This window comes from Pseudoduganella albidiflava (assembly GCF_004322755.1).
Taxonomy (GTDB): domain Bacteria; phylum Pseudomonadota; class Gammaproteobacteria; order Burkholderiales; family Burkholderiaceae_D; genus Rugamonas; species Rugamonas albidiflava.
In genome coordinates, this window is sequence record NZ_CP036401.1 from 7,302,835 (window position 1) to 7,328,625 (window position 25,791).

General features: G+C 61.8%; 22 protein-coding genes. 21 read left to right on the plus strand and 1 reads right to left on the minus strand.

What is annotated here, in order from left to right; all coding sequences use genetic code 11:
* Positions 1-50: 50 nt before the first annotated feature.
* From EYF70_RS30390 to EYF70_RS30410, 5 genes are all read left to right on the plus strand, one after another.
* Positions 51-3,545 (plus strand): response regulator, encoded by a 3,495-nt coding sequence (locus tag EYF70_RS30390; RefSeq protein ID WP_131148718.1) that lies wholly within the window; start codon positions 51-53, stop codon positions 3,543-3,545.
* A gap of 11 nt (positions 3,546-3,556) precedes the next feature.
* Complete coding sequence (locus tag EYF70_RS30395; RefSeq protein WP_131148719.1) at positions 3,557-4,390, plus strand: CheR family methyltransferase; 834 nt, start codon at positions 3,557-3,559, stop codon at positions 4,388-4,390.
* Between the two features lie 63 nt (positions 4,391-4,453).
* The gene (locus tag EYF70_RS30400) at positions 4,454-5,062 is read left to right on the plus strand and encodes a chemotaxis protein CheB (protein ID WP_229420629.1); all 609 of its coding nucleotides are present in this window, start codon (positions 4,454-4,456) and stop codon (positions 5,060-5,062) included.
* A gap of 35 nt (positions 5,063-5,097) precedes the next feature.
* A complete protein-coding gene (locus EYF70_RS30405) occupies positions 5,098-6,303 on the plus strand; it encodes a hybrid sensor histidine kinase/response regulator (protein WP_131149434.1) in 1,206 nt (401 codons plus the stop codon).
* Positions 6,304-6,393: 90 nt separating this feature from the next.
* Positions 6,394-6,855: a DUF2244 domain-containing protein gene (locus tag EYF70_RS30410; protein ID WP_165497826.1), complete on the plus strand. Its 462-nt coding sequence runs from the start codon at positions 6,394-6,396 to the stop codon at positions 6,853-6,855.
* A gap of 208 nt (positions 6,856-7,063) precedes the next feature.
* Here EYF70_RS30410 and EYF70_RS30415 read toward each other — a convergent pair whose 3' ends face one another.
* Positions 7,064-7,687: an OmpW/AlkL family protein gene (locus EYF70_RS30415; RefSeq protein WP_131148722.1), complete on the minus strand. Its 624-nt coding sequence runs from the start codon at positions 7,685-7,687 to the stop codon at positions 7,064-7,066.
* A 159-nt stretch (positions 7,688-7,846) separates the two neighbouring features.
* On the opposite strand from EYF70_RS30415, the gene EYF70_RS30420 reads away from it, so the two are divergent.
* From EYF70_RS30420 to EYF70_RS30495, 16 genes are all read left to right on the plus strand, one after another.
* A complete protein-coding gene (locus EYF70_RS30420) occupies positions 7,847-8,347 on the plus strand; it encodes a (2Fe-2S)-binding protein (protein ID WP_131148723.1) in 501 nt (166 codons plus the stop codon).
* Complete coding sequence (locus EYF70_RS30425) at positions 8,344-10,527, plus strand: xanthine dehydrogenase family protein molybdopterin-binding subunit (protein ID WP_131148724.1); 2,184 nt, start codon at positions 8,344-8,346, stop codon at positions 10,525-10,527. The genes EYF70_RS30420 and EYF70_RS30425 overlap by 4 nt, the downstream gene beginning before the upstream one ends.
* A 28-nt stretch (positions 10,528-10,555) precedes the next feature.
* Positions 10,556-11,038 (plus strand): sulfur oxidation c-type cytochrome SoxX, encoded by a 483-nt coding sequence (gene soxX / locus EYF70_RS30430; protein WP_229420631.1) that lies wholly within the window; start codon positions 10,556-10,558, stop codon positions 11,036-11,038.
* Positions 11,035-11,493, plus strand: coding sequence for a SoxY-related AACIE arm protein (locus tag EYF70_RS30435; protein WP_131148725.1), 459 nt, complete (start codon positions 11,035-11,037; stop codon positions 11,491-11,493). Before soxX ends, EYF70_RS30435 begins: the two co-directional genes overlap by 4 nt.
* Positions 11,493-11,816, plus strand: a complete 324-nt coding sequence (gene soxZ, locus EYF70_RS30440) for a thiosulfate oxidation carrier complex protein SoxZ (protein WP_131148726.1) — start codon at positions 11,493-11,495, stop codon at positions 11,814-11,816. The genes EYF70_RS30435 and soxZ overlap by 1 nt, the downstream gene beginning before the upstream one ends.
* A gap of 5 nt (positions 11,817-11,821) precedes the next feature.
* Positions 11,822-12,598: a sulfur oxidation c-type cytochrome SoxA gene (soxA, locus tag EYF70_RS30445; protein ID WP_131148727.1), complete on the plus strand. Its 777-nt coding sequence runs from the start codon at positions 11,822-11,824 to the stop codon at positions 12,596-12,598.
* Positions 12,595-12,924, plus strand: a complete 330-nt coding sequence (locus tag EYF70_RS30450) for a c-type cytochrome (protein ID WP_131148728.1) — start codon at positions 12,595-12,597, stop codon at positions 12,922-12,924. Before soxA ends, EYF70_RS30450 begins: the two co-directional genes overlap by 4 nt.
* Positions 12,921-14,177 carry an NAD(P)/FAD-dependent oxidoreductase gene (locus EYF70_RS30455; protein WP_131148729.1) on the plus strand — a complete coding sequence of 419 codons (1,257 nt, stop codon included), beginning with the start codon at positions 12,921-12,923 and terminating at the stop codon, positions 14,175-14,177. Before EYF70_RS30450 ends, EYF70_RS30455 begins: the two co-directional genes overlap by 4 nt.
* Positions 14,178-14,238: 61 nt before the next feature.
* Positions 14,239-14,751 (plus strand): YgjV family protein, encoded by a 513-nt coding sequence (locus EYF70_RS30460; protein ID WP_218943742.1) that lies wholly within the window; start codon positions 14,239-14,241, stop codon positions 14,749-14,751.
* Positions 14,752-14,835: 84 nt separating this feature from the next.
* Positions 14,836-16,539, plus strand: coding sequence for a type VI secretion system baseplate subunit TssF (tssF, locus tag EYF70_RS30465; RefSeq protein WP_131148730.1), 1,704 nt, complete (start codon positions 14,836-14,838; stop codon positions 16,537-16,539).
* 44 nt (positions 16,540-16,583) lie between these two features.
* Positions 16,584-18,371, plus strand: coding sequence for a type VI secretion system baseplate subunit TssF (gene tssF, locus EYF70_RS30470; RefSeq protein WP_131148731.1), 1,788 nt, complete (start codon positions 16,584-16,586; stop codon positions 18,369-18,371).
* An 8-nt stretch (positions 18,372-18,379) separates the two neighbouring features.
* A complete protein-coding gene (locus EYF70_RS30475; protein WP_131148732.1) occupies positions 18,380-20,974 on the plus strand; it encodes a type VI secretion system Vgr family protein in 2,595 nt (864 codons plus the stop codon).
* A gap of 2 nt (positions 20,975-20,976) precedes the next feature.
* Positions 20,977-21,858 carry a DUF4123 domain-containing protein gene (locus tag EYF70_RS30480; protein ID WP_131148733.1) on the plus strand — a complete coding sequence of 294 codons (882 nt, stop codon included), beginning with the start codon at positions 20,977-20,979 and terminating at the stop codon, positions 21,856-21,858.
* Positions 21,855-24,374 carry a T6SS effector BTH_I2691 family protein gene (locus EYF70_RS30485; RefSeq protein ID WP_131148734.1) on the plus strand — a complete coding sequence of 840 codons (2,520 nt, stop codon included), beginning with the start codon at positions 21,855-21,857 and terminating at the stop codon, positions 24,372-24,374. The genes EYF70_RS30480 and EYF70_RS30485 overlap by 4 nt, the downstream gene beginning before the upstream one ends.
* Position 24,375: 1 nt before the next feature.
* Complete coding sequence (locus EYF70_RS30490) at positions 24,376-25,500, plus strand: DUF6708 domain-containing protein (protein WP_131148735.1); 1,125 nt, start codon at positions 24,376-24,378, stop codon at positions 25,498-25,500.
* Positions 25,497-25,754: a PAAR domain-containing protein gene (locus tag EYF70_RS30495; protein WP_131148736.1), complete on the plus strand. Its 258-nt coding sequence runs from the start codon at positions 25,497-25,499 to the stop codon at positions 25,752-25,754. The genes EYF70_RS30490 and EYF70_RS30495 overlap by 4 nt, the downstream gene beginning before the upstream one ends.
* Positions 25,755-25,791: the final 37 nt, after the last annotated feature.

A 25,791-nucleotide genomic window follows, 5' to 3' on the forward strand; every position in this document is an offset into this window, starting at 1 on the left:
ATTCGTTGCACTTAGGATAAACTTGCCCTTTTCCCGTCCAGTTCGCGCATATGCCCCACACCCGCATCGACGACCAGAGTTTTCGCCGTATCCTGTTCCGCAACATCACGCTGCCGCTGGGTGCCGGCATCGTCAGCGCCGCCGTTTTCATCGCCGTCTTCGCCTATCTGCTGAATGCGCTGACCCTGGTCGAGCATTCCGAACGGGTGGTCGGCAATGCCCAGGAAATGCGCAAGCTGGCTGTCGACATGGAAACCGGCATGCGCGGCTACCTGCTGACCGGCGAGGAATCGTTCCTGGCGCCCTATAAACTGGCCCGGCCGAAGTTCGACACGTCATTGAAAACGCTGATGGAGCTGGTGGCCGACAATCCCGCCCAGGTCGACCGGCTGCGCAATATCCGCGCCCAGCAGGCCCAATGGGAACGCGCGGCGCAGGAAATGATCGACCTGCGAAAGAATGGCGGCGACTACCTGTCGACGGTGCGGGCGCAGCGGGGCAAGATCGAATTCGATGAATTGCGCTCGCTGTTCATCGCCTTCATTGCCGACGAAGACCGGCTGCGGTCCGAGCGCAACCGCGATGCCAAGAGCGTCACCTACATCACGGTGGTGGGCTTTCTCACCATCAGCCTGGTGCTCAGCGGCTTCCTGGCCTGGTTCGGCCGCAAGGAGCTGATGCGCCTGTCCGATGCGTATAACGAGGCGCTGAAGGAGCAGGGCAAGCATGCCGAACGCGTGCAGCGGCAGTCGTGGATGCGCTCGGGCCAGAGCCAGATGGCGGAGCAGGGCATCGGCCAGATGTCGACGCCGGCATTGTCGACGGCGATGCTGCATTTCCTGGCGCGCTACCTGGACGTGGTGGTAGGCGCGATGTACGTGCGCGAGCCGGATGGCTTGCTGCGCCGCACCGCCGCGTTCGGTTTCTCGGCCGAGGACGAGGAACGCGGCCGCCTTCTGGCGCCGGACGAAGGCGTGGTCGGCCAGGCCGCGCAGATGCGCCGCCTGATTCACCTGGAAAACCTGCCGCCCGATTACCTGAAGCTGTCCTCCGCACTGGGCAGCGCCACGCCCACCCAGGTGCTGGTGCTGCCGGTGACCAGCGATGGCCGCGTCAACGGCGTGATCGAGCTGGGCTTCCTGCACCCCGTGGGCGAAAAGGAAACCGAATTCCTCAACCTGGTGGCGGACAATATCGGCACCGCCATCGAAGCCACGCTGGCACGCCAGCGGATGCAGGAATTGCTGGTGGAAACCCAGCAGCTGAACGAGGAACTGCAGGTGCAGCAGGAAGAATTGCGCACCGCCAACGAAGAGCTGGAAGAGCAGTCGCGCGTGCTGGAAGAATCGCAGGCCAGCCTGGAAAACCAGAAGGCGGAACTGGAGCAGACCAACGAGCAGCTGGCCGAGCAGGCCGTGGCGCTGGACCAGAAGAACACCGCGCTGAACGATGCCCAGACCCAGCTGGAAGAACGGGCGCGCGACCTGGAGCGCGCCAGCCAGTACAAGTCGCAGTTCCTGGCCAATATGTCGCACGAGCTGCGCACACCGCTGAACAGCTCGCTGATCCTGGCCAAGCTGCTGGCCGACAATTCCCAGGGCAACCTGGACGAGGAACAGGTGCGTTTCGCGCAAACCATCTACTCGGCCGGCAACGACCTGCTGAACCTGATCAACGACATCCTCGACATTTCCAAGGTCGAGGCGGGCAAGCTGGAGCTCAATCCGGAAGAGCTGCGCCTGCAGCAGGTGATGGAAGGCTTGCGCCGCACCTTCGAACCGCTGGCCCGGCAAAAGGGTCTCGGCTTTGCGCTGGAGCTGCAGCCTGGCCTGCCGGACACCGTGTACACCGATTGCCAGCGCCTCGAACAGATCTTGAAGAACCTGCTGTCCAACGCGCTGAAATTCACCGACCAGGGCGCCGTCACGCTGCGCGTGGAACCGGGGCCGAATGGCCAGGTGCGCTTCGCGGTCACGGATACCGGTATCGGCATCCGCGAAGACCAGCACGAAACGATCTTCGGCGCCTTCCAGCAGGCCGATGGCACCACCAGCCGCAAGTACGGCGGCACGGGCCTGGGCCTGTCGATCTCGCGCGACCTGGCCACGCTGCTGGGCGGCACGATCACGCTGGACAGCACGGTGGGCCAGGGCAGTACCTTCACGCTGACGCTGCCGATGCAGTGGTCGGCACCGCCGCACCGGGTATCGTCGTCGCTGTCGCCGGCCGCGGCGCCGGCCACGCTGCCGGTGGCGCCGCCGGCCATGCCCCTGGCTTCCCCGCCCGCCGGCGTGCCGTCCCCGGCGCCGGCACCGGTGCAGCGGGCGTTCGAGGACGACCGCGACCGGGAAGCGCCGCCGGAGCGCAGGCTGCTGGTGATCGAGGACGAGCCGGCGTTCGCGCGCATCCTGTACGACCTGGCCCACGAAATGGATTACCGCTGCCTGGTGGCATTCGCGGCGGACGAAGGCTTGCAGATGGCCGAGCAATACCAGCCGACCGCGATCCTGCTCGATATCCGCCTGCCGGACCGTTCCGGCCTCTCCGTGCTGCAGCTGCTGAAGGATAACCCGCGCACCCGCCATATCCCGGTGCACGTGGTATCGGCCTCCGATGCCGGCGAGGCGGCGCTGCACATGGGCGCGGTGGGCTTCGCGCTGAAACCCACCACGCGCGAGGAATTGCGCGAAGTGTTTGCACGCCTGGAGCAGAAATTCACCCAGAAGATCAAGCGCATCCTGCTCGTCGAGGACGACGCGCGCCAGCGCGACAGCGTGGTGCAGCTGATTTCCGACGAGGATATCGAGATCGAAGCGGTGGCCTCCGGCGAGGAAGCGCTCGCGCTGCTGGAGAAGACGGTGTTCGACTGCATGATCATCGACCTGAAGCTGCCGGACATGCAGGGCAACGAACTGCTGCAGCGCATGTCGCGCGAGGAGATCGCCTCGTTCCCGCCGGTGATCGTGTACACCGGCCGCAACCTCACGCGCGCCGAGGAAGCGGACCTGCACAAGTATTCGCGCTCGATCATCATCAAGGGCGCCCGCTCGCCGGAGCGCCTGCTGGACGAGGTGACGCTGTTCCTGCACAAGGTGGAGTCCGAGCTGTCGTCCGAGCGCCAGACCATGCTGAAGACGGTGCGCTCGCGCGACCGGGTGTTCGAAGGCCGCCGCATCCTGCTGGTGGATGACGACGTGCGCAACATCTTCGCGCTCACCTCGGCGCTGGAGCACAAGGGCGCGATCGTGGAGATCGGCCGCAACGGCTTCGAGGCGCTGGAAAAACTCGACCAGGTGCAGGACATCGACCTGGTGCTGATGGACGTGATGATGCCGGGCATGGACGGGCTGGAAGCCACCCGCCGCATCCGCGCCGATGGCCGCTGGAACCGCCTGCCGATCATCGCCATCACGGCCAAGGCGATGAAGGATGACCAGGAGCAGTGCCTGGCCGCCGGCGCCAACGATTACCTGGCCAAGCCGATCGACCTGTCGCGCCTGTACTCGCTGCTGCGGGTGTGGATGCCTGCGCTGGACCGCATCTGAGGATGACGCCGATGCAGCCAGTCCGCCCACCTCAGAGCGATACCGACATCGAGCTGAAAATGCTGATGGAGACGATCTACCTGAAGTACAGCTACGACTTCCGCGACTACACCGGGGCATCGCAGAAGCGGCGCGTGCTCCATGCGATGCGCGAGATGAACTGCGCCACGATCTCGCAGCTGCAATCGCGCGTGCTGCATGAGCCGGCCGCGTTTTCCGAGCTGCTGCAGTACCTCACGATCCCGGTCACGGAGATGTTCCGCGACCCCACCTACTTCGCCGCGCTGCGCGAGCACGTGATGCCGGTGCTGTCCACCTATCCGTCGCTGAAGATCTGGGTGGCCGGCTGCAGCACCGGCGAGGAAGTGTTTTCGCTGGCGATCCTGCTGAAGGAAGAAGGCCTGCTGGAACGCAGTATCATCTACGCCACCGACATCAATCCGCAGTCGCTGGAAAAGGCCAAGAAAGGGGTTTTCCCGCTGGAGAACATGCGCGCCTACACGGAAAACTACCAGGCCGCCGGCGGGCGGCGCGCCTTTTCGGATTACTACACGGCGGCGTACAATGCCGCCTTGTTCGACCGTTCGCTGGCGGAGAACGTGACGTTCGCGGACCATAGCCTGGCCACCGACGCGGTGTTCGCGGAAACGCAGTTCATCAGTTGCCGCAACGTGATGATCTACTTTAAGAAGAAGCTGCAGGAGCGCGCGCTGGGCCTGTTCCACGAGTCGCTGTGCCGGCGCGGCTTCCTGGGCCTGGGCAGCAAGGAAAGCATCGACTTTTCCGCCTATGGTCCGCTGTTCGAACCGGTCGTCAAGCGCGAGCGGCTGTTCAGGAAACTGTAATGGACGGCGCCCAGAATGGATGACGGCACGAATGGTTGACGGAACCAATGGATGACGGCAGCAATGGCTGATGATGTCCTCGCGCTGGCACTGGCGGGACGCCGCTTCGAAGCGATCGTCATCGGCGCTTCCGCCGGCGGCGTCAATGCGCTGATCGAGATCCTGCCCGGGCTGCCACGCGAGTTTCCCTACCCGGTGCTGACGGTGCTGCACGTGATGCGGGCGCGCCCGAACCAGCTGGTGGAAGTGTTCAGCCAGCGCCTGGCCATGCGGGTGGAAGAAGCGGCGGACAAGGGGGAACCGAAGGCCGGTACGCTGTATTTCGCGCCGGCCGATTACCACCTGTCGATCGAGGCCGACCGGGTGTTCTCGCTGAGCCTCGAACCGCCGGTGCATTTTGCCCGGCCAGCGATCGACATCACGATGGAAACGGCGGCCGACGTGTACGGCCCGCGGTTGATGGGCATCCTGCTCACCGGCGCCAACCAGGATGGCGCCGCGGGCCTGGCCGCGATCGGCGCGGCGGGCGGGCTGACGGTGGTGCAGGACCCGGCGGAAGCGCAAGTGAGCGTGATGCCGAACGAAGCGATCCGGCTGCGCACGCCGGACCTGGTGCTGCCGCTACGCGATATCCGCAGGCTGCTGCAACTGTCGATGGAGAAAGAGCAATGAATAGTGTGCCCAACAAGGAGTGCAGCATGGGATTGATGAGCAGCTCGGTTGGAATCCCCGCGGAGAGGGGCACCGGTAGCGTGACGAAGCTCCTGATCGTCGACGACTTGCCGGAGAACCTGCGGGCCCTGAACGCCATCATCCGGGCCGACAACCGCGCCGTGTACCAGGCCATGTCCGGCGAAGAGGCGCTGGCGCTGCTGCTCGAACACGACTTCGCGCTGGCCATCCTGGACGTGCAGATGCCGGGCATGGATGGCTTCGAGCTGGCCGAACTGATGCGCGGCACGGACAAGACCCGCCATATCCCGATCGTGTTCGTCAGCGCGGCCGGCAAGGAACTCAATTACGCGTTCAAGGGCTATGAAACGGGCGCCGTCGATTTCCTCTACAAGCCGCTCGATCCGGACGCCGTGCGCAGCAAGGTCAACGTGTTCGTCGACCTGCATTGCCAGCGGATGGAGATCCGCCGCCGCGTCGAGGAACAGCATGCCACGATGAACGAACTGCGCGCCGCCCAGGAAGAACTGCGCTACGCGCTGCGCATGCGCGACGAATTCATGTCGATGGTGGCGCACGAACTGAGGACGCCGCTGAACACGCTGTTCCTGGGTACGCAGATGCGCAAGATGCAGCTCGAACGGGGCAACCTCGAAGCGTTCGGCAAGGAAGCGCTGGAAAAGATGGTGGAGGGCGACGGCCGCCAGATCCAGGCGATGATCCGCCTGATCGACGACATGCTGGACGTATCGCGCATCCGCAGCGGCGTGCTGTCGATCCGCCCCGCCTGGACCGAGCTGCAGGCCATGCTGCGCCGGCTCACGGGCGACCTGGCGCGCCAGGCGCAGGACGCCGGCACCACGTTCGAGCTGGACGCGCCCGACACCGTGAGCGGCTGGTGGGACGAGTTCCGCATCGAGCAGGTGATCGTCAACCTGCTGACCAACGGGCTGCGCTACGGCGGTGGCAAGCCGGTGCGCATCCGCCTCTCGGCCACCGAAACCGAGGCCCGCATCGACGTGATCGACCAGGGTGCCGGCATCGACGAGGCGATGCAGGCCCGTATCTTCCTGCCCTACGAGCGGGGCGCCGGCAATGGCGTGCCGTCCGGCCTGGGCCTGGGGCTGTACATCTCGCGGCAACTCGCCGAGGCGCACCACGGCACGCTGACGGTGGCCAGCCGGCCGGGCGAGGGCTCCGTGTTCACGCTGGTGCTGCCGCGCGAGGAACGGCCGGCCTGAACGATTTCCCGAGGCGACCGCGCCGCCGGTTCTTTCGTGCTGACGCCTTTTACCGCCTTTCGTACAATGCATGGCGAAGGAGGGCGCACGGTGAAACGCGATTGGCCCATCGATGGCGACAGGCGGGAATGGCTGGTACGGCGCAACTGTTCGCTGACGCCGCGCCAGACCGTGGCCGTGTGGGCCGCGCTGCTCGGGCTGTCGCTGGGCGTGGGCCTGTTCTTCACGCTGCAGGGCGCCTGGTACGTGCTGGTATTTTCCGTGCTGGAAATGATCGCCGTCACCGCCGCCTTTATCGTCTACAGCCGGCATGCCACCGATTGCGACCGCATCGTCCACGAGCATGACATGCTGTTCGTGGAAAAGGTGCGCGGCGGCCGCGCCTCCACCATCCAGCTCGACCCCTGCTGGGTGCGCATCGAAGCGCCGCAACGGCGGCGCGACCCGATCCGGCTCGTCGCGCGCGGCGTTACCGTCGACGTCGGCACCTGGCTGCCCGAGGAAGCGCGGCGCGCGCTGGCGCGGGAATTGCGCGAACAGCTCGCGCAATAAGCATCCCTGACCCCGTATTTCCCACAACCGGGGTCAGACCCCGTTTTCAGGAAATTATTGCCAAAAACCGGGGTCTGACCCCGGTTTGAGGAAACTCGATTTTCGTCCCAGATATCTGTAAAAAAACCTGCCGCTGGCGAACCGGGGGCAGGCAAAGGCTTGGAGATACGCCAGGTTGAAACGCTGTATTCGCCTCCTCAGCGCCTTCTCAGAAGCGGTAGCCGATGCCGGCGCCGAACAGCACCGGGTCGACCTTGACCTTGCTGGCTTTCACGCCGCCGATCAGCACATCGCTGCGCAGCCGCACCTTCTTCACATCCACGTTCAGCGACCAGTTCCGGTCGAGCTTGAAGTCGATGCCGGCCTGCGCCGCCAGGCCGATGCTGTCGTGCTCCAGGCTGCCCTGGCCGTCCAGCAGCCTGTTCTTCGAGAAGGTGGTCCAGTTGAGGCCCAGGCCCACATAGGGGCTCACGGTGCTATCCGGGGTGAAGTGGTACTGCGCCAGCAGCGTGGGCGGCAGGTGCCTGAAGGTGCCGATGGCCTGCCCGTCGAGATACACCTCGTGCTTCTGCGGCCAGGTGAGCACCAGTTCGGCCGCGAAGTGCGGCGTGAAAAAGTAGGCAATGTCGAGTTCGGGAATTGTCCTGCTTTCGACACCGATGCGATCGGCCGCGCCGCTGCCGGCAACCGGGCTGGATTTGTCGGACGGATCGATGTGCACGGCGCGGGCGCGCACCAGCCAGTTTGCCGACGTGTCCCGCGATTGGGCGATGGCCGGGCTGGCGAGCATGGCGGCCGTGATGGCGATGATGCCGAGAATGGCTTTTTTCATGATGCTTCCTCTTTGTTTTCACTGTGATGGCGGCGCCAGTGTAGGGAAGCTCATCTGTAAAAACTTTGATACAAGTCAAAATTGCCGGAACGAATACAGATAGGTAAAAACCAAGTAATATATTTCCGCTGCGCACCCAACCTCTTCAGGAGAACAGACATGAAGCTGAACGTCAACGGACAGGTCCGCGAATTCCAGGCGGAAGACGATACACCGCTGTTGTGGGTGCTGCGCGAGCAGCTCGGCCTGACCGGCACCAAGTACGGCTGCGGCATTGCCCAGTGCGGCGCCTGCACCGTGCACATCGATGGCGAAGCGATGCGCAGCTGCGTGCGGCCCGTGTCCACCGTGACGGAGCAGATGAAGATCGTCACCATCGAAGGCCTGTCGCCGGATGGCTCGCACCCGGTGCAGAAAGCCTGGGCCGCGCTGGACGTGCCGCAATGCGGCTTTTGCCAGAGCGGCATGATCATGGCCGCCACCGCGCTGCTGAAGGAAAAACCCAGGCCCACCGATGCCGACATCGACATGGCGATGACCAACATCTGCCGCTGCGGCACCTATAACCGGGTGCGCAAGGCGATCCACGTGGTGGCGCGCGGCGGCGATCCGAAGAGCGCCGGCCTGGCCATCGAACACCGCGAAGGGAGCAAGGCATGAGCGCCATCGACACCCGCCTCGCCAGCCCTGCCAGCCCGGCGCGCCGCCGCTTCCTGGGCCAGTCCGCCGGCCTCGTCGTCGCCTTCCACATCCCGTTCGCCGCGCAGGCACGGGCCGCGCAGTCGCCGGAAGTCAACGCCTGGGTGGTCGTGAAACCGGACGACACGATCATCATCCGCATCGCCCGCTCCGAGATGGGGCAGGGCACCCTGACCGGCCTGGCGCAACTGGTGGCCGAAGAGCTGGACGCCGACTGGAGCAAGGTCACCACGGAATACCCGACACCGGGAGCGAACCTGGCCCGCCAGCGCGTATGGGGCAGCTTCTCGACCGGGGGCAGCAATGGCGTGCGCGGCTCGCATGAGTACGTGCGCAAGGGCGGCGCCGCCGCGCGCATGATGCTGGTGCAGGCGGCGGCCGCGCAGTGGGGCGTGCCGGCCAGCGAGTGCAGCGCCGCAAGCAGCGTGATCACGCATGCACCGAGCGGCCGCACCGTCACGTACGGCAAGGTGGCCGAGGCGGCCGGCAAGCTGGAAGCGCCCAAGGACATCGCGGTCAAGGACCCGAAAGACTGGAAGATCGCCGGCAAGCGCCTCGCGCGCCTGGACACGGTCGACAAGACCACCGGCAAGCAGGTCTACGGCATGGATTTGACGATGCCCGGCATGCTGAACGCGGCGATCAAGGATTGCCCGGTATTCGGCGGCAAGGTGAAAAGCTTCAATGCCGATGCGATCAAGGACAAGCCGGGCGTGAAGAAGGTGCTGCAGGTGGGCGACTCCGCCGTGGCCGTGGTGGCCGATACCTGGTGGCGTGCCAAGACCGCGCTCGACGCGCTGCCGATCGAGTGGGACAAGGGCCCCAACGCCAGCCTGTCCAGCAAGGACGTGGCGGCCACGCTGAAGGCCGGGCTGGATGCGCCGGAAGCGGCGGTGGGCAATGCGAACGGCGATGCGAAGGCGGCGCTGGCCGGCGCGGCGCGGCGCATCGAGGCCGTGTATTCGTATCCGCACCAGAACCACGCAACGATGGAGACCATGAATGCCACCGCGCGCTGGACGCCGGAGCGCTGCGAGGTGTGGACGCCCACGCAGAACGGCGAAGCGGCGCTGGCTGCCGCATCCGAAGCGGCCGGCCTGCCGCAGGACAAGTGCGACGTTTACAAGATCCACCTGGGCGGCGGCTTCGGCCGGCGCGGCGCGGTGCATGACTGGGTGCGCCAGACGGTGCAGATCGCCAGGGAGATGCCCGGTACGCCGGTCAAGCTGATCTGGACCCGCGAGGAAGACATGCTGCACGGCCGCTACCACCCGGTCACGCAGTGCAAGCTGACGGCCGGGCTGGACAAGCAGGGCAACCTCACGGCGCTGCACATGCGCATCTCGGGCCAGTCGATCGTGGCGGCCCTGTTCCCCGGCAATGTGAAGAACGGCAAGGATGGCGCCGTGTTCCAGGGGCTGAATGCGCCGGGCACGGACGCGTCGATCGGCTACACGGTGCCGAACCTGCTGGTCGACCATGCGATGCGCAACCCGCCGGTGCCGCCGGGCTTCTGGCGCGGCGTCAACCTGAACCAGAACGCCATCTACCTGGAATGCTTCATCGACGAGATCGCGCACGCCACGAAGCAGGACCCGCTGGCATTGCGCCGGAAGCTGATGAAGGACAGCCCGAAGCACCTGGCCGTGCTGAACGCGGTGGCCGAGCGGATCGGCTGGCAAAAGAAACCGAAGAAAGGCGTCTACCGCGGGCTGGCGCAAACCCATGGCTTCGGCAGCTACGTGGCCGCCTGCGCCGAAGTCTCGGTGGACAAGGACGGCAAGCTGAAGATCCACCGCATCGTGGCGGCCACGGACCCGGGCCACGCCGTGAACCCGCAGCAGATCGAAGCGCAGGTGGAAGGCTCGTTCGTGTACGGCCTGTCGGCCGCGCTGTACGGCGAGTGCACGGTGAAGGATGGGCAGATGGAACAGGCCAACTTCGACACCTACCAGGTGATGAAGATGGACGAGATGCCGGCGGTGGAGACCATCATCCTGCCTTCCGGCGGTTTCTGGGGCGGCGTGGGCGAACCGACGATCGCCGTGGCGGCACCGGCCGTGCTGAACGCGATCTTCGCCGCCACCGGCAAGCGGATCCGCGACCTGCCGCTGAAGAACCACAGCCTCAAGAAAGCATAGCGTGCGATGGCCTGAGGCCAGGGGGAGCATGACGGCAATGACCGAGGGGACTGACCCCGATACTGTTGCCGCTTCCCCGTGGCTGGCAACGGTGGCCAGGGGTCTGTCCCCGGTGTTGTTGGCGCTGGCATCCCATGCCCAAGCGCTCGACGGCATCCCGAACCCGCTGCCCGGCGCCACGGCAGGCGATCCCCAGCGCGGCCGCGCCATCGTGGCCGACCGCCATGTGGGCCTCTGCCTGCTGTGCCACTCGGCGCCGATACCCGAGGAGCGCTTCCAGGGCGACCTGGCGCCGAGCCTGGCCGGCGCCGGCGCGCGCTGGACAGTCCCGCAACTGCGCCTGCGCATCGCGGACTCCTCGCGCCTGAATCCGCAAACGATCATGCCCTCCTACTTCCGCACCGAAGGGCTGGCACGCGTGGCGCCTGCCCATGCGGGCAAGACGATCCTGAGCGCCCAGCAAATCGAGGATGTCGTAGCCTACCTGTCCACGCTGAAGGACACGCCATGAACCAGCCGCCAGACCTCTATCGCCGCCAGTTGCTGGCCGCCGGCACGCTGCTGGTATTGGTGCGCCCGGCGGCCGCCACGCCGCAACAGATGGCTTCCGCGATTTCGGCTTACACGGGCAACAAGCTGCCGCAAACCGGCCGCGTGACGTTCGAGATCGCCCAGCTGATCGACAACGGCAATGCGGTGCCGGTCACGGTCCGCGTCGACAGCCCGCTCACGCCGCAGGATCACGTGACCGGCATCGCCATCTTCAACGAAAAGAATCCGGAAACCGACGTGGTGAAGTTTACGCTGGGACCGCGTGCGGGCAAGGCGCAGGTATCGACCCGCATTCGCCTGGCCACATCGCAGAAACTGGTGGCCGTGGCGAAGATGAGCGACGGCAGCTGCTGGCAGCAAACGGTGGACGTGATCGTCACGCTGGCGGCCTGCATCGAAGGGGAGGCGACGTAATGGCCAGGGCGCTGATCCACATGCCGAAGACGGCGCGGGCGGGCGAGGTGATCGAGATTCGCGCGCTGATCTCGCATCCGATGGAGTCGGGCTATCGTCCGGGGGCCGATGGCAAGGCGGTACCGCAGGACATCATCCGCCAGTTCACCTGCAAGTACGAGGGCGAGCAGGTGTTCGCCGCCGAGCTGCATCCGGCGATCGCCGCCAATCCGTACATCGCGTTTTTCACGGTGGCGACGGTGAGCGGGACGCTGGAGTTCACCTGGAGCGGCGACAACGGCTTTTCGCAGACCGAGCGCATGGCGCTCGCCGTCACGCCATGAGGGCCATGAAGGCGATGAAGCCCGCGGCGGCCGCGCTGCTTGTGATGACACTGGCGGCGCTGGCCGCATCGGCACAGGCGTTTGCACCAGACCTGCGCAAGTCCGGCTCCGAGTTCATGGGCGAGTCCACCCGCGCGATGCAGCGCGACGATACGCAAAATCCCGCGATGCTATGGGTAGCGAACGGGGAGGCAGCCTGGAATGCGGGCGCGAAAAACAGCTGCGCCTCGTGCCACGGCGAAGCGAAGGCCAGCATGCGCGGCGTGGCGGCGCGCTTTCCCGCGTTCGACAAGGCGGCGGGGCGCGTGATCACGCTGGGCCAGCGTATCGAACAGTGCCGGGTCGGCAAGCAGGGCTTGCCGGCATCGAAACCCGATGCGGACGAATTGCTGGCGCTGCAGTCGTACATCGCGCTGCAATCGCGCGGCATGCCTGTCGCGCCGCCGCGCGATGCCGGGACGCGGGCTTCGGCTGAACGGGGCAGGCAACTGTTCAACCAGCGCATCGGCCAGCTGAACATGTCCTGCGCGCAGTGCCACGACGCCAACTGGGGCCGCAAGCTGGCCGGCGCCACGATCCCGCAAGGCCATGCCAACGCCTATCCGATCTACCGGCTCGAATGGCAGGGCATGGGCAGCCTGCAGCGGCGGCTGCGCAATTGCATGACGGGCGTGCGGGCCGCCGTGCCGCCGCCCGATGCGCAAGACCTGGTGGACCTGGAAGCATGGCTGGCCTTGCGCGCGGAAGGCATGACGATGGAATCCCCGGGAGTACGACCATGAAGAACCTGAGAGCGAAGTTGCTTGTGCTCGTGCCGGCGATGGTGCTGGCGCCGCTGTGCGCGCCGGCCATCGCGGCCGGGCCGGTGAGCGCCGGCGAGCGGCTGGCCGCCACCTGCACCGCGTGCCACGCCACGCGCAACACCATTGGCGCAAACTTGCCACCGCTGGCTGGCCAGCCGAAGGAAACGCTGCTGGCCAGCCTGAAGGCCTTCAAGGAAGGCAGCCGCCCCGCCACCATCATGACCCAGCTGGCCAGGGGTTACACGGATGAACAGCTCGAGCAGGTGGCCGCGTGGTTCGCGGTACAGAAGGGAGACCGTCCATGAAGCGCCGCGACCTGCTGCAGGCGGCCGGCGCGGCGGTCGTGCTGGCCGGCTGCGCCGGCGTGGCGCCGCGTGCCAGGGCGCGCGTGGTCGTCATCGGTGGCGGCTACGGCGGCGCGGCCGCGGCGCGCTACGTGCGGCTGTGGAGCGGCGGCGAAGTGGACGTGACGCTGGTGGAGCCGAATCCGGCCTTCATCTCGTGTCCGCTGTCGAACCTGGTGCTGGGCGGCTCGCGCCGCATCGGCGACCTGACGCATGGCTACGGCGCGCTGGAGTCGCGCCACGGTATCCGCATCGTGCGCGACAGCGCCACCGGCATCGACATCGACAAGCGCACGGTGACACTGGCCAGCGGCGACCGGCTGGCCTACGACCGCCTGATCGTTGCGCCCGGCATCGAGTTCCTGTTCGGCGAGCTGCCGGGGATGACGGCCGACGGCCCGATCCTGCATGCGTGGAAGGCGGGGGCGCAGACCGTCGCGCTGCGCGCCCGGCTGGAAGCCATGCCGGACGGCGGCGTGTACGCGCTGACCGTGCCGCCAGCGCCCTACCGCTGCCCGCCCGGCCCCTATGAACGGGCATGCCAGGTGGCGCATTACTTCAGCCGCCACAAGCCGCGCGCGAAAGTCCTGCTGCTCGACGCGAACGAGGACGTGGTGTCGAAAGGGCCGCTGTTCAAGAAAATCTGGAAGGAACGGTATGGCGGCATCGTCGAGTACCGGCCCGGCTTTCGCACGGTGGAAATCGATGCGGCCGGCAGAACCGCCATCTCGGAACTGGGTGAAAAGGTGCAGGCGGATGTGCTGAACGTGATTCCACCGCATCGCGCCGGCGCGATCGCCTCGGGTGCCGGCCTCGCCAACGTGAACGGGCGCTGGTGCGAAGTCGATTTTCTCACGTTCGAATCGGCGCGGGCGCCCAACGTGCACGTGATCGGCGACGCGATCCAGACCGCGCCGCTGATGCCCAAGTCGGCCCACATGACAAACCAGCACGCCAAGGTCTGCGCCGCCGCGGTGGTGGACTTGCTGGCCGGCCGCGCGCCGAATCCCGCGCCGGTGCTGACCAACACCTGCTACAGCTTCGTGTCGGACCGGGACGTGATCCATGTCGCGTCGGTCCATGCCTGGGATGCGGCGAAGAAGACGCTGCTGGTGGTGCCGGGATCCGGCGGCCTGTCGAAAGAAGCGAACGCGCTGGAGGGCGCGTATGCCGAGAGCTGGGCCGCCACTATCTGGGCCGACACGCTGGGGTGACCGGCGGCAGGCGCGGTGTGGCTTGGGTATAATCGCCAGCCGCTTTTCACTTCCTGTTTCAATGTCCATCGACTGGTTCTCTCCGGCGCAATGCGTCGGCTACGTTGCGTTCGTGCTCGGCGTCGGCTCCTTCCTGCAGACCGACGACCGCCGCTTCAAGTTGTTCATGGCCGGCGAATGCCTGGCCTACGTGGTCCACTTCACGCTGCTCGGCAACCCGACCGCCGTGGCCAGTTCGACGATGTCGCTATTGCGGTCCCTGCTGGCACTGCGCACCCGCTCCGTGTGGGTCGCCCTGGCGGTGGTGGCGATCAATATCTGTCTCGGCCTGTATTTCGCGAAGCAGCCCAGCGACTGGCTGCCACTGGGCGCTTCGTGCCTGGGTACGCTGGCGCTGTTCCTGCTGGAGGGCATTCCGATGCGGCTGGTGATGCTGGTCGGGACCATCTTCTGGATCGCCAATAACGTGATTTCCGGCTCGATCGGGGGCACGGCGCTGGAAGTGGTGATCGCCGTGGTCAACCTGGTCACCATTGCGCGGATGGTGCGGCAAAGGGCGGCGGCAAGCGCCTGATACCCTTCTTCATGTTGCCTGGCGTCAATGAGCGTCAGGAACTGCTGTGTAAATATTGCTTCTCGTTATTAACGGGAGGCAAACATGGACAGGCTTCTTCAGCAGCGCCCCGGCCTGGCTGACACACTGGCACCGATGCCGGACCCGGTAGCCGGCCGGCCGATGCAAGCGGCATCGTTCCGCAATGCCGACGCCTGGCTACCGGGCGCGTTGCGGCACAGTCCACCGCCCGCACTGCCATCCTGCTCCGTGGTGCAGGTGGAAAGTGCCGGCAATCGCCCCCTCGTCACGATCCCGCGTGGCACCGAGCTGACCACGAAGGCGCAGCCGGCGTGCCGCTTCCGCACCATCTACGACGTGGCGGTCGCACCCCTCGCGATTGCCACCGCCCGCTTCGTGCCGTGCGTGGACATGCCTCCCACGCTGGGCGTGCCTGCCGGCGCGGCGTGTGCGATCGTCATCGCCATCGAAAGCACCGATCCCGCCATCGCGCTCGATGACGCCGCGGCCGGCCCGATACGGCTGTTCATCGATGCCGACCCGGCCACCCGCGCGGCGCTGCACGATGCGCTGTTCACGCGCACGCTGTGCACCTGCGTGCAGGCGGGCCGCCAGTGGACCCAGCTGGCAGCGCTGCCGTTCGCGCCGGTGGGCTGTGCCGCTGACGAGGCACTGCTGCCTGCAGCGGCCGACCGGCAGCCAGTCGGCCCTTCGCCACGCGAGCGCCATGGCCTGCGCCTGCTGGCGGAGTACTTCGCGTTTCCCGAAAAATTCGACTTCTTCGATATCGATCTGGCACCCGCGCTGGCGCGCTGCCCGGCCGGCACGCTCCGACTGGTGCTTCACGTACTCCTGCCCGCGTTGCCCAGTGCCGGCTCGCTGCAATCGCTGGCGCCATCGATGTTGCGGCTCGGCTGTACACCGGTCGTCAACCTGTTTTCCCGCGCCGCCGAGCCGCTGCCGATCGCGGCGCAGCGCAACACGTATCCGCTGCGGGCCTTCCCGCTGGCGGAGGCGGATGCATCGTTGTACAGCGTGGATGCCGTCACGCTGCTGCAAGCCGCCGGCGACGCTGGCCTGGCCATTGAACTGCCCCGCTTCGTAGCACTGCGCCGCGTCCAGGCCGACCGGTACTGGCTGGTGCGGCATGCCGGCACCGCCGGCGGACCGGAAGCCACGATCTCGTTCGTCGACAGCGAACAGCGCCCGCTGGCGCTGCGCGGCGGCACCGTGGCCGTGCAGCTGACCTGCACGAATGGCGACGCGCCCGCGAGCCTGCCGATCGGGCGTCCCGACGGCGACCTGACCGGGAGTGGTGCCGCCGGTCGCTATCCGGCGCGATTCCTGCGGCGGCCTTCCACGTCATCCTCGCCTGCGAGCCAGCATGGCCGCGCGTGGCGTCACTCTGCTGCCCACGCTTCGGGAGATGGCGCATCTACGCAGGCTGCGTTGCCGGCGCTGCTGGCCCTGCTGCGGCTCCACGCGCCCGCCGACAGCGCCGCCGTGCAGCGGCAACTGGCCGGCATCGTAAGCCTTGATCAGCGCGCCGTGAAAGCCTGGCTGCGGTTTCCGCAGGGCGCCGCGTACATGCACGGCACCGAGGTGAGGCTGGCGGTCGACGTGGCGGCTTTCGACCGGAGCAGCGTGTTCGTGTTCGCGCAGGTGATGGAGTGGTTGTTTGCCGGCTATGCGGGGGAGGAGGGTTTTACGCGGCTGGTGGTGGTGGACCTGGCCGGGCGGGAGCTGGTGCGGTGTGCGGCACGGGCGGGTGGTGTGCTGCCGGTTTGACCGGTCGGCAAGGCATCTTACGAAGTCATTTTTTACGGTGGATCATGGACAAACTTGTTCCTTACTTCGAGCGGGAGATAGGCATCCTGCGTCATCACATGGACGACCTGGTTCGGCGCGACCCCGCAACAGCCGCCAGGATAGGGCTTGCGGGTGAGCTTGGCGCCGATCCCGGCCACGAGCGGATCATGCAAGGCACCGCTTTGCTGAGCGCGCAGATTTCACGCAAGCTCGACTATTACCACACACGGTTGACGAACGATCTCCTGGCCATTCTGGGACCGTACTACCTCAGTCCTGTGCCGTCATGTTCTGTCGTCCACGTGGAACCTGCGGAGAAGCGTGGTATCCCCACCATCCCGCGGGGCACGGAACTGAGCACAATGACAGGTCCCACATGCCGGTTCCGCACCGTCTACGATGTCGATAGTCCGGCGGTGACGCTTACCGCCAGCTATACGGCTCATATCGAAGCCCCGCTTTCGCTTGGCCTGCCAGCCAATGCGGGCGGCGCGATCAAAATCACGATCGACAGCGCCGATCAAGGCATATCCCTGGCGGAAGCGGTAACCGGTTCGGTGCGCGTATGTATCGATACCGATGCGGTCACACGTGCAGCGCTGTACGACACGCTGTTTGCACGCACCGTGTGCGCCTGCGTGGAGGCAGAGCAGCAATGGCACAAGCTGCCGGACGTGCCGTTGGCTTCAGTGGGCTTTCATGACAGGGAAGCGTTGCTGCCGACACCGCAGCGACAGGACGACAGCCTGCGTTTGCTGACCGAGTATTTCGCCTGCCCGGAAAAATTCGAATTCTTCGATATCGACTTGGACCCGGTGCTCGCCAAATGCCGGCCGAATGTACAGCGGGTGGTGCTGCACCTGCTGACCCAGGACTTGCACCAGACGTCGACGCCGCGTCTGCTGCGCTCCTTGCCGGCAACCGCACTGCGGCTCGGCTGTACACCCATTATCAACATGTTCACGCGGATGGCAGATCCTATCCGCGTGCAGGCCGGTCACATAGCGTATCGAATCAGCTTGCCGCCGATGAAAGATGCGCCTTGCATTATCTATGGTGTGGACGGCATGAAACTACTGCGCACCGGGCAGGAAGGCAGTGCGGCGATCGACATGGCACCCTCCCTGCGCCGATCATCCGCGTTGGAAAAACACTGCTGGCTTTTCAAGCTGGCTGACCCTACCGGTGGAACAGAAGCTGAGGTGTCATTCGTCGACGACCGGCATCGTCCGCTTGAACTGCTGGAAGGAACGGTAAAAGCGCAGCTCACCTGCACGAATGGCGAGTTGCCGTCGAAACTGCCTGCCGGTGCGGCTGAGGGCGACCTGCGCGGAGACAAGCTGGCTGCCGGCTACCGGATTCGCCTGCTGGATACGCCGACAAGGCCGCTTGTACTGGCAGACCAGCCAGATTCTCATTTCGACGTAGTCGCCGTCATCAGCGCGAATCACCGGAGCGTGGCCCAGTGGGACTTGTCCGTCTTGCAGGAGCTGTTGCGGATGCACGCGCGGCCCGAATGCGCGATAACGGAACGCCAGATTGCCGGCATTGTCGGGCTGGAGCGGCGCGAGAGGAACGAATGGCTGCCGAATGACTACGGTGCCTCGCTGGCATATGGATACCAGATATGCCTGACGATCGACGAGGCGGCATTCACCCATCGCAGCATTCATGCCTTTGCAGAGGTAATGGATCGCGTCTTCGGTTATTACACACCGCGCGGAAACTTCACCCGCCTGATCGTGCAGGCAAAGGATGGCCGGGAACTGGTGTGCTGTGACCAGCGCCCGGGCGGTCAATCCCCCGCTTAGGAGACCCCATGGAACTCTTGAACGCATTCGTCAATTTCCTGGTCGCCCACCGCGACCTCGTGACCGCGAATCGGCCGGTACGGCTGCGCCTCGATCATCCGAGCATGATGATGGAAGACGTGTTGCTGCCACAGCGCGTGGAAGGCCACGAATCGCTGTGCGGCGGATTTGAATACCGGGTGCTTTGCGTGGCGCTGGATGCCCGGCTGCCGCTGAAGGAATTCATCGCACTGCCCGCCGCGATCGACATCGTGAACGACTTCGGCAAGCTGCGGACCGTATGCGGCGTGGTCACCGAAGCCCGGGCGGGTGACAGCGATGGCGGCCTGGCCAGTTATCAGCTTGTCATCCGCGACATGCTGGCGGTGATGGAAAAACGCATCAATACCCGTGTATTCCGGCAGCGGGATGAGGTGCAAATCCTGCAAACGATGTGCGAGGAATGGCAGCAGAACAATCCGGTGCTCGGACCATCCTTCGGTGTCATCACGGACAACATCTTCGATGACATGCGTTATCCGAAGCGTGAGTTCACGATGCAGCACAACGAATCGGACGCCGCCTTCATCAGGCGCATCCTGCGCCGGCGCGGCATCTCGTGGGTTTTCGAACCCGACAAGAGCAAGCCTTATCCGGCCCATCGGATGCGCCTGTTGAACCGCTACGAAAGCGTGGGGGAAAACGCCGCTGGCACGGTGCGCTACCACCGCGACGCGCCCACGGAAGAGCGCGACAGCATTACCGCCTGGACCGCCGTGCGCACGCTGCAGCCCATGTGCGCAACGCGGCACAGCTGGGATTACAAGACCCCGCGCGGGTGGAACCTGATGCAGACGGAATCGCTGACCCAGATGGAGCAAGGCCCGGTGGGCAATAGCCTGCGCGCCACGCTGGATGACTATCAGGTATGGGCGCCGCACGCTGGCGACGATAGCGAGGACTTCAAGGCGCTGGGCGAGCTGGCCATGAACCGGCACGACTTCGATACCAAGTGCTTCATGGGCGAAGGCGCGGTGCGGGACTTCCGCGCAGGGGAATATTTCGCATTGACCGGGCATCCGGAAATCGACCGCCACCAGGGGATCGACCGGGAATTCGTCATCACCGATTTGCACCTCGCCGTACAGAACAACCTGCCGCGCGACCTTGCCGACCGCGTCGCCAGGCTGTTCGCCCGCAGCGGCTGGACCATCGACGACCTGGGCACACGCCCGGTCAAGATGCGCTTCACGGCCGTGCGGCGCGGCGTTCCGATCGTGCCTGCCTACGACCCGGGCGTCGACCTGCCGCCGGTACACATGCAAAGCGCGATGGTAGTCGGGCCGGAAAAGGAAGAGGTGCATTGCGACGACAAGGGGCGCGTGAAGATCCGCTTCCCCACTACGCGGGGGCCGGACCATGCGCATGCGGCCGGTAACGGCACCACCAACACGGATCGCGATTCGGCCTGGGTTCGCGTGGCGAGCAGTTGGGCTGGTGATGGACCGGGGTACGACCAGTGTGGCGGGGTATTCCTGCCGCGCGTGGGCAGTGAGGTGCTAGTGGCTTTTCTTGGCGGTGATCCCGACAAGCCTGTGATCGTGGGGCAGATGTACAACCAGCGTGCCACGCCGCCAGCACTCAGCAGCCGTGGCGGCTTGCCGGGGAACCGGTATTTATCCGGAATTCGGAGCAAGGAGATCAAGGAAGGTGGAAGAGGCAACCAACTGCAGTTCGACGATACGAATGCGGAGATCAGTGCGCAGTTGGCCAGTGATCATGGGGAGTCGCAGTTGAATTTGGGGTTTCTGACGCATCCGCGCGCCGATGGCCATGCCGACAGACGGGGCGAAGGTGCCGAGCTCGTCAGTCAACTTGCCGTCGCTGTGCGGGGTGTCGAAGGGGTCCTTGTAACGGCGGAGCAAGGTGGTGGACCGGAAGGCAAACAGTTGGATCGGACTGGCTTGATCAAGGTTGCAACCGGAATAGGGAAATTGGCGGGGCAGCTTGCAAGGCTTGCGGAGCGATTCGCAAAGGACGAGCCAATTGGCAAGGAGTTAAGTGCACTAGTCGACAAAGTGGCGAGATTCGATGAAGTCAAAGGTCGAGTGATCGCGATAAACGGCCCGGATGGCGTTCTCGCAACGAGTGGTCAGTCATTGGCGATTGGTGCTGCGATCGATATTGATCTTGTAAGCAGTGAAGAGATGCGGCTCTCCGCTGCCGGAAGCACAAGTATCCGAGCCGCCGAAGGCATCAGCGCACACGCCAACCAAGGCGGAGTCAAAGTGATTGCCACTGGAGGGAAAGTCCAGATTCAGGCACAGAACGCTGAGCTCGAAATACTTGCTCGGAAGGTCATTGAGATCATCAGTGCGACTGACTGGATTAATCTCAAAGCCAGGAAGGGAGTACGTATCAATGGTGGCGGTAGCGAACTGGTGTTAAGTGCAGCGGGCATACAGGGTTATACCAGCGGCATTAGCGAAATGTATGCGGCGGATCATCAGACTTGGAAGGGGCAGGAGAGGAAGGTCAATTTTCCAGGGGCCGATACTTGTGCGATGCAGGCTAAAGGGGCTGCTGCAAATGGTGCGGCAACTATTCCTGTGAAGGGAAAATAAATATGCTCATCACTCCCGCCGAAGCGCCTTTAATCTCTACAGACCGCGGTTATCTATTACTTGAGCCGTCTAATTTGCCGACTGAATTGCAGGGTATGGTCCCCCAAATGCACCCTTGTGTACCTCAATTTTTATGGGCAGCAGAGGCGTCTATGCCTCTGTTACTAAAGCTCGACGACCTTACGCTCGAGGAAAAAGAACTCGTATTTCAGATTCTAGAACAAGAGCTAACTGAGCAATTTTCTCCAGTGGTTTGCGCGTGGTTGCAAAGCAGTATCGGTATTGAAGAGCTAGCAGATAACGTAGCTAGGCTTGTCACGGGCTATGCGAAAGATGGCGGGCAGGTAATCTGGCGCTATTACGATCCTCGCGTATTCATTCTAACGGCAAAGCTTTTCACAGATGCACAAGGGTATGCACTCTTAGGAGAGGTTGATCGCTGGACTTTTCCGTGGCGTAGGCGATGGTGGCACGTCCAACAAAGTCGGCCCTTTGTACCGTCACCTGATGACCTGGACGTTGGGTGGCCCGACACTTCACAGTGGGACCTATTGACTAAAAGCAGATCATTTTACCAAGTTCATGCACGTCTTTATCAGGAGAATTTATCGCCCGCCCAATGCATTGACGACCTTGGTTATTCCATTATGGCATTTCAAGAGTCTTCACATTTTCTGCATATGGAGAGCGATGAGCAACGTGCAAAATATGTGCTTCTATCTACACGATATAGAGAAGTTTTTCGGACGCAGCACGAGCTGATAGAGAAATGGGGGCGGCTACGAAGGAGAGAAATTACATTACAACAAATGCTTGAAAGTATCGATCCAGAGATACTTGACTTAATGGAAGATAGGATTAAGAAGGTCGGGAGGTTTGTATGACAGTTATGTCATGTAGCTACTGTGGGCGAAAAGGAATTCTTGTACATCCAGTAAGATACGCCGTCGCTTGTCCAAACGGTAAAGATGATGTGCCCGGGCTGTCTGGAAATTTCAAGATTGTTGATGCGCCGGCTGAAATAGCGCCAGCGAAATATACACTCAGGGCCTTACGCCCAGGCTATCTTTATACTTATGAGGAAAAGCTGAATCGGATTAAAGGCTACATAGTTCTTAATAATGGAGCTCTTTGGGAGTTTCCGGTCGAGTACCTGCCAACTGTTAATCCAGAACTCATGAATACCTGTTGTTTGGAAAGAGTCAGTGTGGCGCTTTCTTACTGCATAGATATCGAGCCTCTTCCATGTGAAATGATGGGGAATATCTGGCTTGGATGGTCGAATGTTTTGTGGACGAAAGATAGCCTTCAACGTGTGTCTGATGCGTTTTGGCGAAAAAAACATATGCAATGCATAGATGGGCAAGCGATGATAAATGGTGTCGCCCCTCATGCTGCTAAGCTTAAAAGTACTTTTAATGAGATTCCACATTTTTCGAAACCCGATTCAGCTTTGGAGAAGGCATTTGATTTCAGTAATGTGCCCGCAAGTCGTGATGCCATGATTGGTAGGAAGGGTGAAAGCATAAAGAGTGTTCTGGAAGATAGATGTCCCTACGGTGGTTTTATTGCCGCGCTAAACGATCCTGTTGGGATTACAAATGACCTAAGCGAATTGACGTGTCCCACCGAGCACGCTGGCTTCGATGAGAATATGTATCGTGGAATGATCTGTACTAATCTGATTAAATCTATTGAATATGGAGTCCGTCATGAGGCACGAGCGACTGTCGAAGGAGAAATGCTTTTAGAGCTAGCGGCGGAAATCAATCCGGAGGTGGCGCAAGGAGATGCTATCGGAAAAATATGGAAGATGGTTAAAGCAGGCGGATTGACAAAGTATATTGAACAACAGAAATCGGATATAAAAAAGTATGGGAATACTAAAGAGGGGCGGATATCATCCGCGCAGGACCGAGCCTGGAGCGAAATTACGACTGACGGGGAGGGGAATAGGCTGCTCGATTCTGCGCGTATGGCCGCATTTCCATCTGAGTATATTAAGTCAATTAATGAGTATGAGCCTACGGGGGCGAAGTTGGCTGATTTGCATCGCGCATGGCTTGCAAGTGGGCAATTAAGTGGTTGGATGGAAGGCACGCATGACGAAGCGGATATTCGGAGCGGTTATGCATATAGGGAATCGTTAGCTCAGTGTATCGGCAAGGCTGTTGGTACCAACCAGTGCCAACTAACCCTAGAGCGCTGGATGACTAGCGGAAAATTGTCAGATACGAAAAATCTATATGCCCGCGCTCTGCTGTTTAATCAGAAAGATATTCTGGAGGCGGCGGAGACCGATATCCGTGGTTCTGATTTTAAACCGAAATATATTTTGAGCATCTATAAGGGAGCTTTAGGTCGTGTTGCAAAGAATCAAGCCGAAAAGCTTGTCGATAGGTTAGCTTTAACCACTGCGAACTTTCTTGCTCGCGCACTAGGGCAAGCAAATAATACGATAATGAGGAACTTGGCACTAGCAAGCCTTTCCCTCCAAGCCAGGACATTTATCTCTGCAACTGAATTAACTAGAAAGAACCTCTCGGATTGGATTGTTGCTACTGCGTTAGATAAAGGTGCAGCGACTAAAAACGATTTTGCGGCGCTCTATGCATCTGCAAGAAAGGAAGCTAAACGCGTGCTGCCAAAATATCGGATGGGGCCGGTCGTATGTGCTTTTGAGCTAGATATCAAAGGATTGGAAAGCGAGGGGCGTATTCAGCCCGGCGCCCTAAAGACTGTTGGGATTCCCACGAAAGAGCTAATCAAAAAATGGCTCGGTTCCTCAGCTGAGTTTAACACCGGCGTTGTAGGCGTAATATTGCAAATTGTCGCATTGTATTTCGCCAGCGAAGACGTAAGTAGGAGCGATAGATTTGATAAGGCAAAGTTTGATGCAAAGCTTGCTGTTGCAACTGTTTCGTTAAGTGCTACTCTTGTAGAGTGCGTGACGTCTACTCTAGAAAAAAAGCCAGAGCATCCACTGTCAAAAACTTTACTCGGCCAATGGGCCCTCGGTGGCGGTAAAGTCAGCGGTAGGCTAAGGCTAGCGAAAGGTGTCGGCGCATTTGCTGGTGTTATCAATGCGGGAATAGACATTTGGAGTGCGTGGGGTGCATGGCAGGACGGTGATTTACTGTTGGCATCAGCCTATACCACAAGCGCGATCGTATGCGGAGGCTTGGCATATGCTGGGTTTTCAATGGGGTCGGCTATGTTCTGGTATTTGTTTGCTTTAGCTTTCGTTCTGGGATTAATCATAGGCCACTTACGCCCACCGCCCTTGAAAAAATGGATAAGCCGCTGCTACTTCTCAAGTCAAATTTTAGCTGATAAAGCGAAGCGATACGCTGCTCTCGATGAAGAGTTAGAAGCTTTTAACGACGCAGCTAGGGGGTAATATGGATGATCGTATATTTAGTGCCAAGCTTGGAAAGCCGATTCCAGAATGGGATAACGCACATCGTCTTCCTATTTCTGGTTGGGTAGGGCCTGACTGCAAAGATAGTGCGACGATCTTCCAAATCAACTCGACATTCATGGAGGTAACCGAACAGTCCCATATGATTCGGCAATGGTTTGCTGGAGGAATTGTGGTTGCAGTGCTGATGACTACTGGAATGGCAATGCTAATGGTTGGCGCATTGCGGATAGTTTCAGAAAAGGGATGGCCAATAGGCGGATTGTTTTCTTTAATGATCCCTATATTGGGCTTTCTTGGGTTTGGTGCGATTGCGTGCCACTTTGGATGCAAAGAATTTTTTGCCAGAAAAATCTATCCACTACGTTTTAATCGTAGAACCAAGAAAGTTTATGCGCTGGTCCGTGCACTATCGGATAATGCAAGCAATAACGAAAGTAATTTTATGGAAGAAATCGAGTGGAGCGATCAGTCGGTTTTTTGTATCCATCGTGCGGATCAGGACGGAGTTCACTATTGGATACGTTACTATAAAGTTGATGCTAGTGGGCTGGTCCAGAAAGTAGTTGCAATTGGCAGGGATTGGGAGGGCGACGATGGTATCGAGGAGCTTATTGCGCAGTGGAATTACTGGTGTTGGTATATGAGTCGTGGGCCTGCTGACCTACCTAAGCCATGCTTATATTTAGCTAAAGATGAAAAGCTAAGAGAATCGTTTCTATATTGCCTCTATGAAATGGGTTTCCAGGAAAGCGTAACGTTCCGAGTCGCTGCAATGCCCGTTGTGCTTATGCTTACATTCTTTCGCGCGTTTGCAATTTTTACTTGCGTATTACCAAAGTGGCCCGCTTATGTAGAGGAAAATTGTAGAGTTGATCCAGATGACCCTTTTGATGAGCCACGAGCTGGCACTCCAGTGGGATGGTATGCAACCAATTTAGCGATATTTGCAGGTGCTTACCCGGCGGGCGACCAGAAGAAAATTGACGATTGGATAGGGGAGACTGATGGAAAAAGGAATGCTCAGCAATGGGCCGAAGACAAGTTTATTGCGCACATCCGCTCTGAGTCTCGCAATATGATGAGCGATGGAGAAGAAACATGAAAGACAGCAAAGATCGAGGCATTATCCGGCTCGGTGACACAACCGATCACGGCGGAAGAGTCATCACCGCACAGCCCGACTTCAAGGTCTACGGCAAGCGAGTCGCCGTAGAAGGCGACAAAGTCCGCTGTCCACAATGCAAGGGCGTTTTTTTGATCACGCCGATAAAGGAGGATCGCGAGCATCACGGGAAGATCGTGGCCTATGAGGGCGACAGAACGACGTGCGGGGCAAGGCTGATCTCATCGATCTAGCAAGAAATCGAGCCACAATAGAAAAAGGGGCCGCAAG

Bases quoted from the DNA above. Each gene is read 5' to 3' on its own strand.
- soxA (WP_131148727.1), top strand. From the start codon at position 11,822: ATGAAGGCGATGAAGCCCGCGGCGGCCGCGCTGCTTGTGATGACACTG.
- EYF70_RS30475 (WP_131148732.1), top strand. From the start codon at position 18,380: ATGGAACTCTTGAACGCATTCGTCAATTTCCTGGTCGCCCACCGCGAC.
- EYF70_RS30480 (WP_131148733.1), top strand. From the start codon at position 20,977: ATGCTCATCACTCCCGCCGAAGCGCCTTTAATCTCTACAGACCGCGGT.
- EYF70_RS30455 (WP_131148729.1), top strand. From the start codon at position 12,921: ATGAAGCGCCGCGACCTGCTGCAGGCGGCCGGCGCGGCGGTCGTGCTG.
- EYF70_RS30435 (WP_131148725.1), top strand. From the start codon at position 11,035: ATGAACCAGCCGCCAGACCTCTATCGCCGCCAGTTGCTGGCCGCCGGC.
- EYF70_RS30495 (WP_131148736.1), top strand. From the start codon at position 25,497: ATGAAAGACAGCAAAGATCGAGGCATTATCCGGCTCGGTGACACAACC.
- EYF70_RS30485 (WP_131148734.1), top strand. From the start codon at position 21,855: ATGACAGTTATGTCATGTAGCTACTGTGGGCGAAAAGGAATTCTTGTA.
- soxZ (WP_131148726.1), top strand. From the start codon at position 11,493: ATGGCCAGGGCGCTGATCCACATGCCGAAGACGGCGCGGGCGGGCGAG.
- EYF70_RS30395 (WP_131148719.1), top strand. From the start codon at position 3,557: ATGCAGCCAGTCCGCCCACCTCAGAGCGATACCGACATCGAGCTGAAA.
- EYF70_RS30425 (WP_131148724.1), top strand. From the start codon at position 8,344: ATGAGCGCCATCGACACCCGCCTCGCCAGCCCTGCCAGCCCGGCGCGC.
- soxX (WP_229420631.1), top strand. From the start codon at position 10,556: ATGACGGCAATGACCGAGGGGACTGACCCCGATACTGTTGCCGCTTCC.
- EYF70_RS30420 (WP_131148723.1), top strand. From the start codon at position 7,847: ATGAAGCTGAACGTCAACGGACAGGTCCGCGAATTCCAGGCGGAAGAC.
- EYF70_RS30450 (WP_131148728.1), top strand. From the start codon at position 12,595: ATGAAGAACCTGAGAGCGAAGTTGCTTGTGCTCGTGCCGGCGATGGTG.
- EYF70_RS30390 (WP_131148718.1), top strand. From the start codon at position 51: ATGCCCCACACCCGCATCGACGACCAGAGTTTTCGCCGTATCCTGTTC.
- EYF70_RS30400 (WP_229420629.1), top strand. From the start codon at position 4,454: ATGGCTGATGATGTCCTCGCGCTGGCACTGGCGGGACGCCGCTTCGAA.
- EYF70_RS30460 (WP_218943742.1), top strand. From the start codon at position 14,239: ATGTCCATCGACTGGTTCTCTCCGGCGCAATGCGTCGGCTACGTTGCG.
- tssF (WP_131148730.1), top strand. From the start codon at position 14,836: ATGGACAGGCTTCTTCAGCAGCGCCCCGGCCTGGCTGACACACTGGCA.
- EYF70_RS30415 (WP_131148722.1), bottom strand. From the start codon at position 7,687: ATGAAAAAAGCCATTCTCGGCATCATCGCCATCACGGCCGCCATGCTC.
- EYF70_RS30405 (WP_131149434.1), top strand. From the start codon at position 5,098: ATGAGCAGCTCGGTTGGAATCCCCGCGGAGAGGGGCACCGGTAGCGTG.
- tssF (WP_131148731.1), top strand. From the start codon at position 16,584: ATGGACAAACTTGTTCCTTACTTCGAGCGGGAGATAGGCATCCTGCGT.
- EYF70_RS30490 (WP_131148735.1), top strand. From the start codon at position 24,376: ATGGATGATCGTATATTTAGTGCCAAGCTTGGAAAGCCGATTCCAGAA.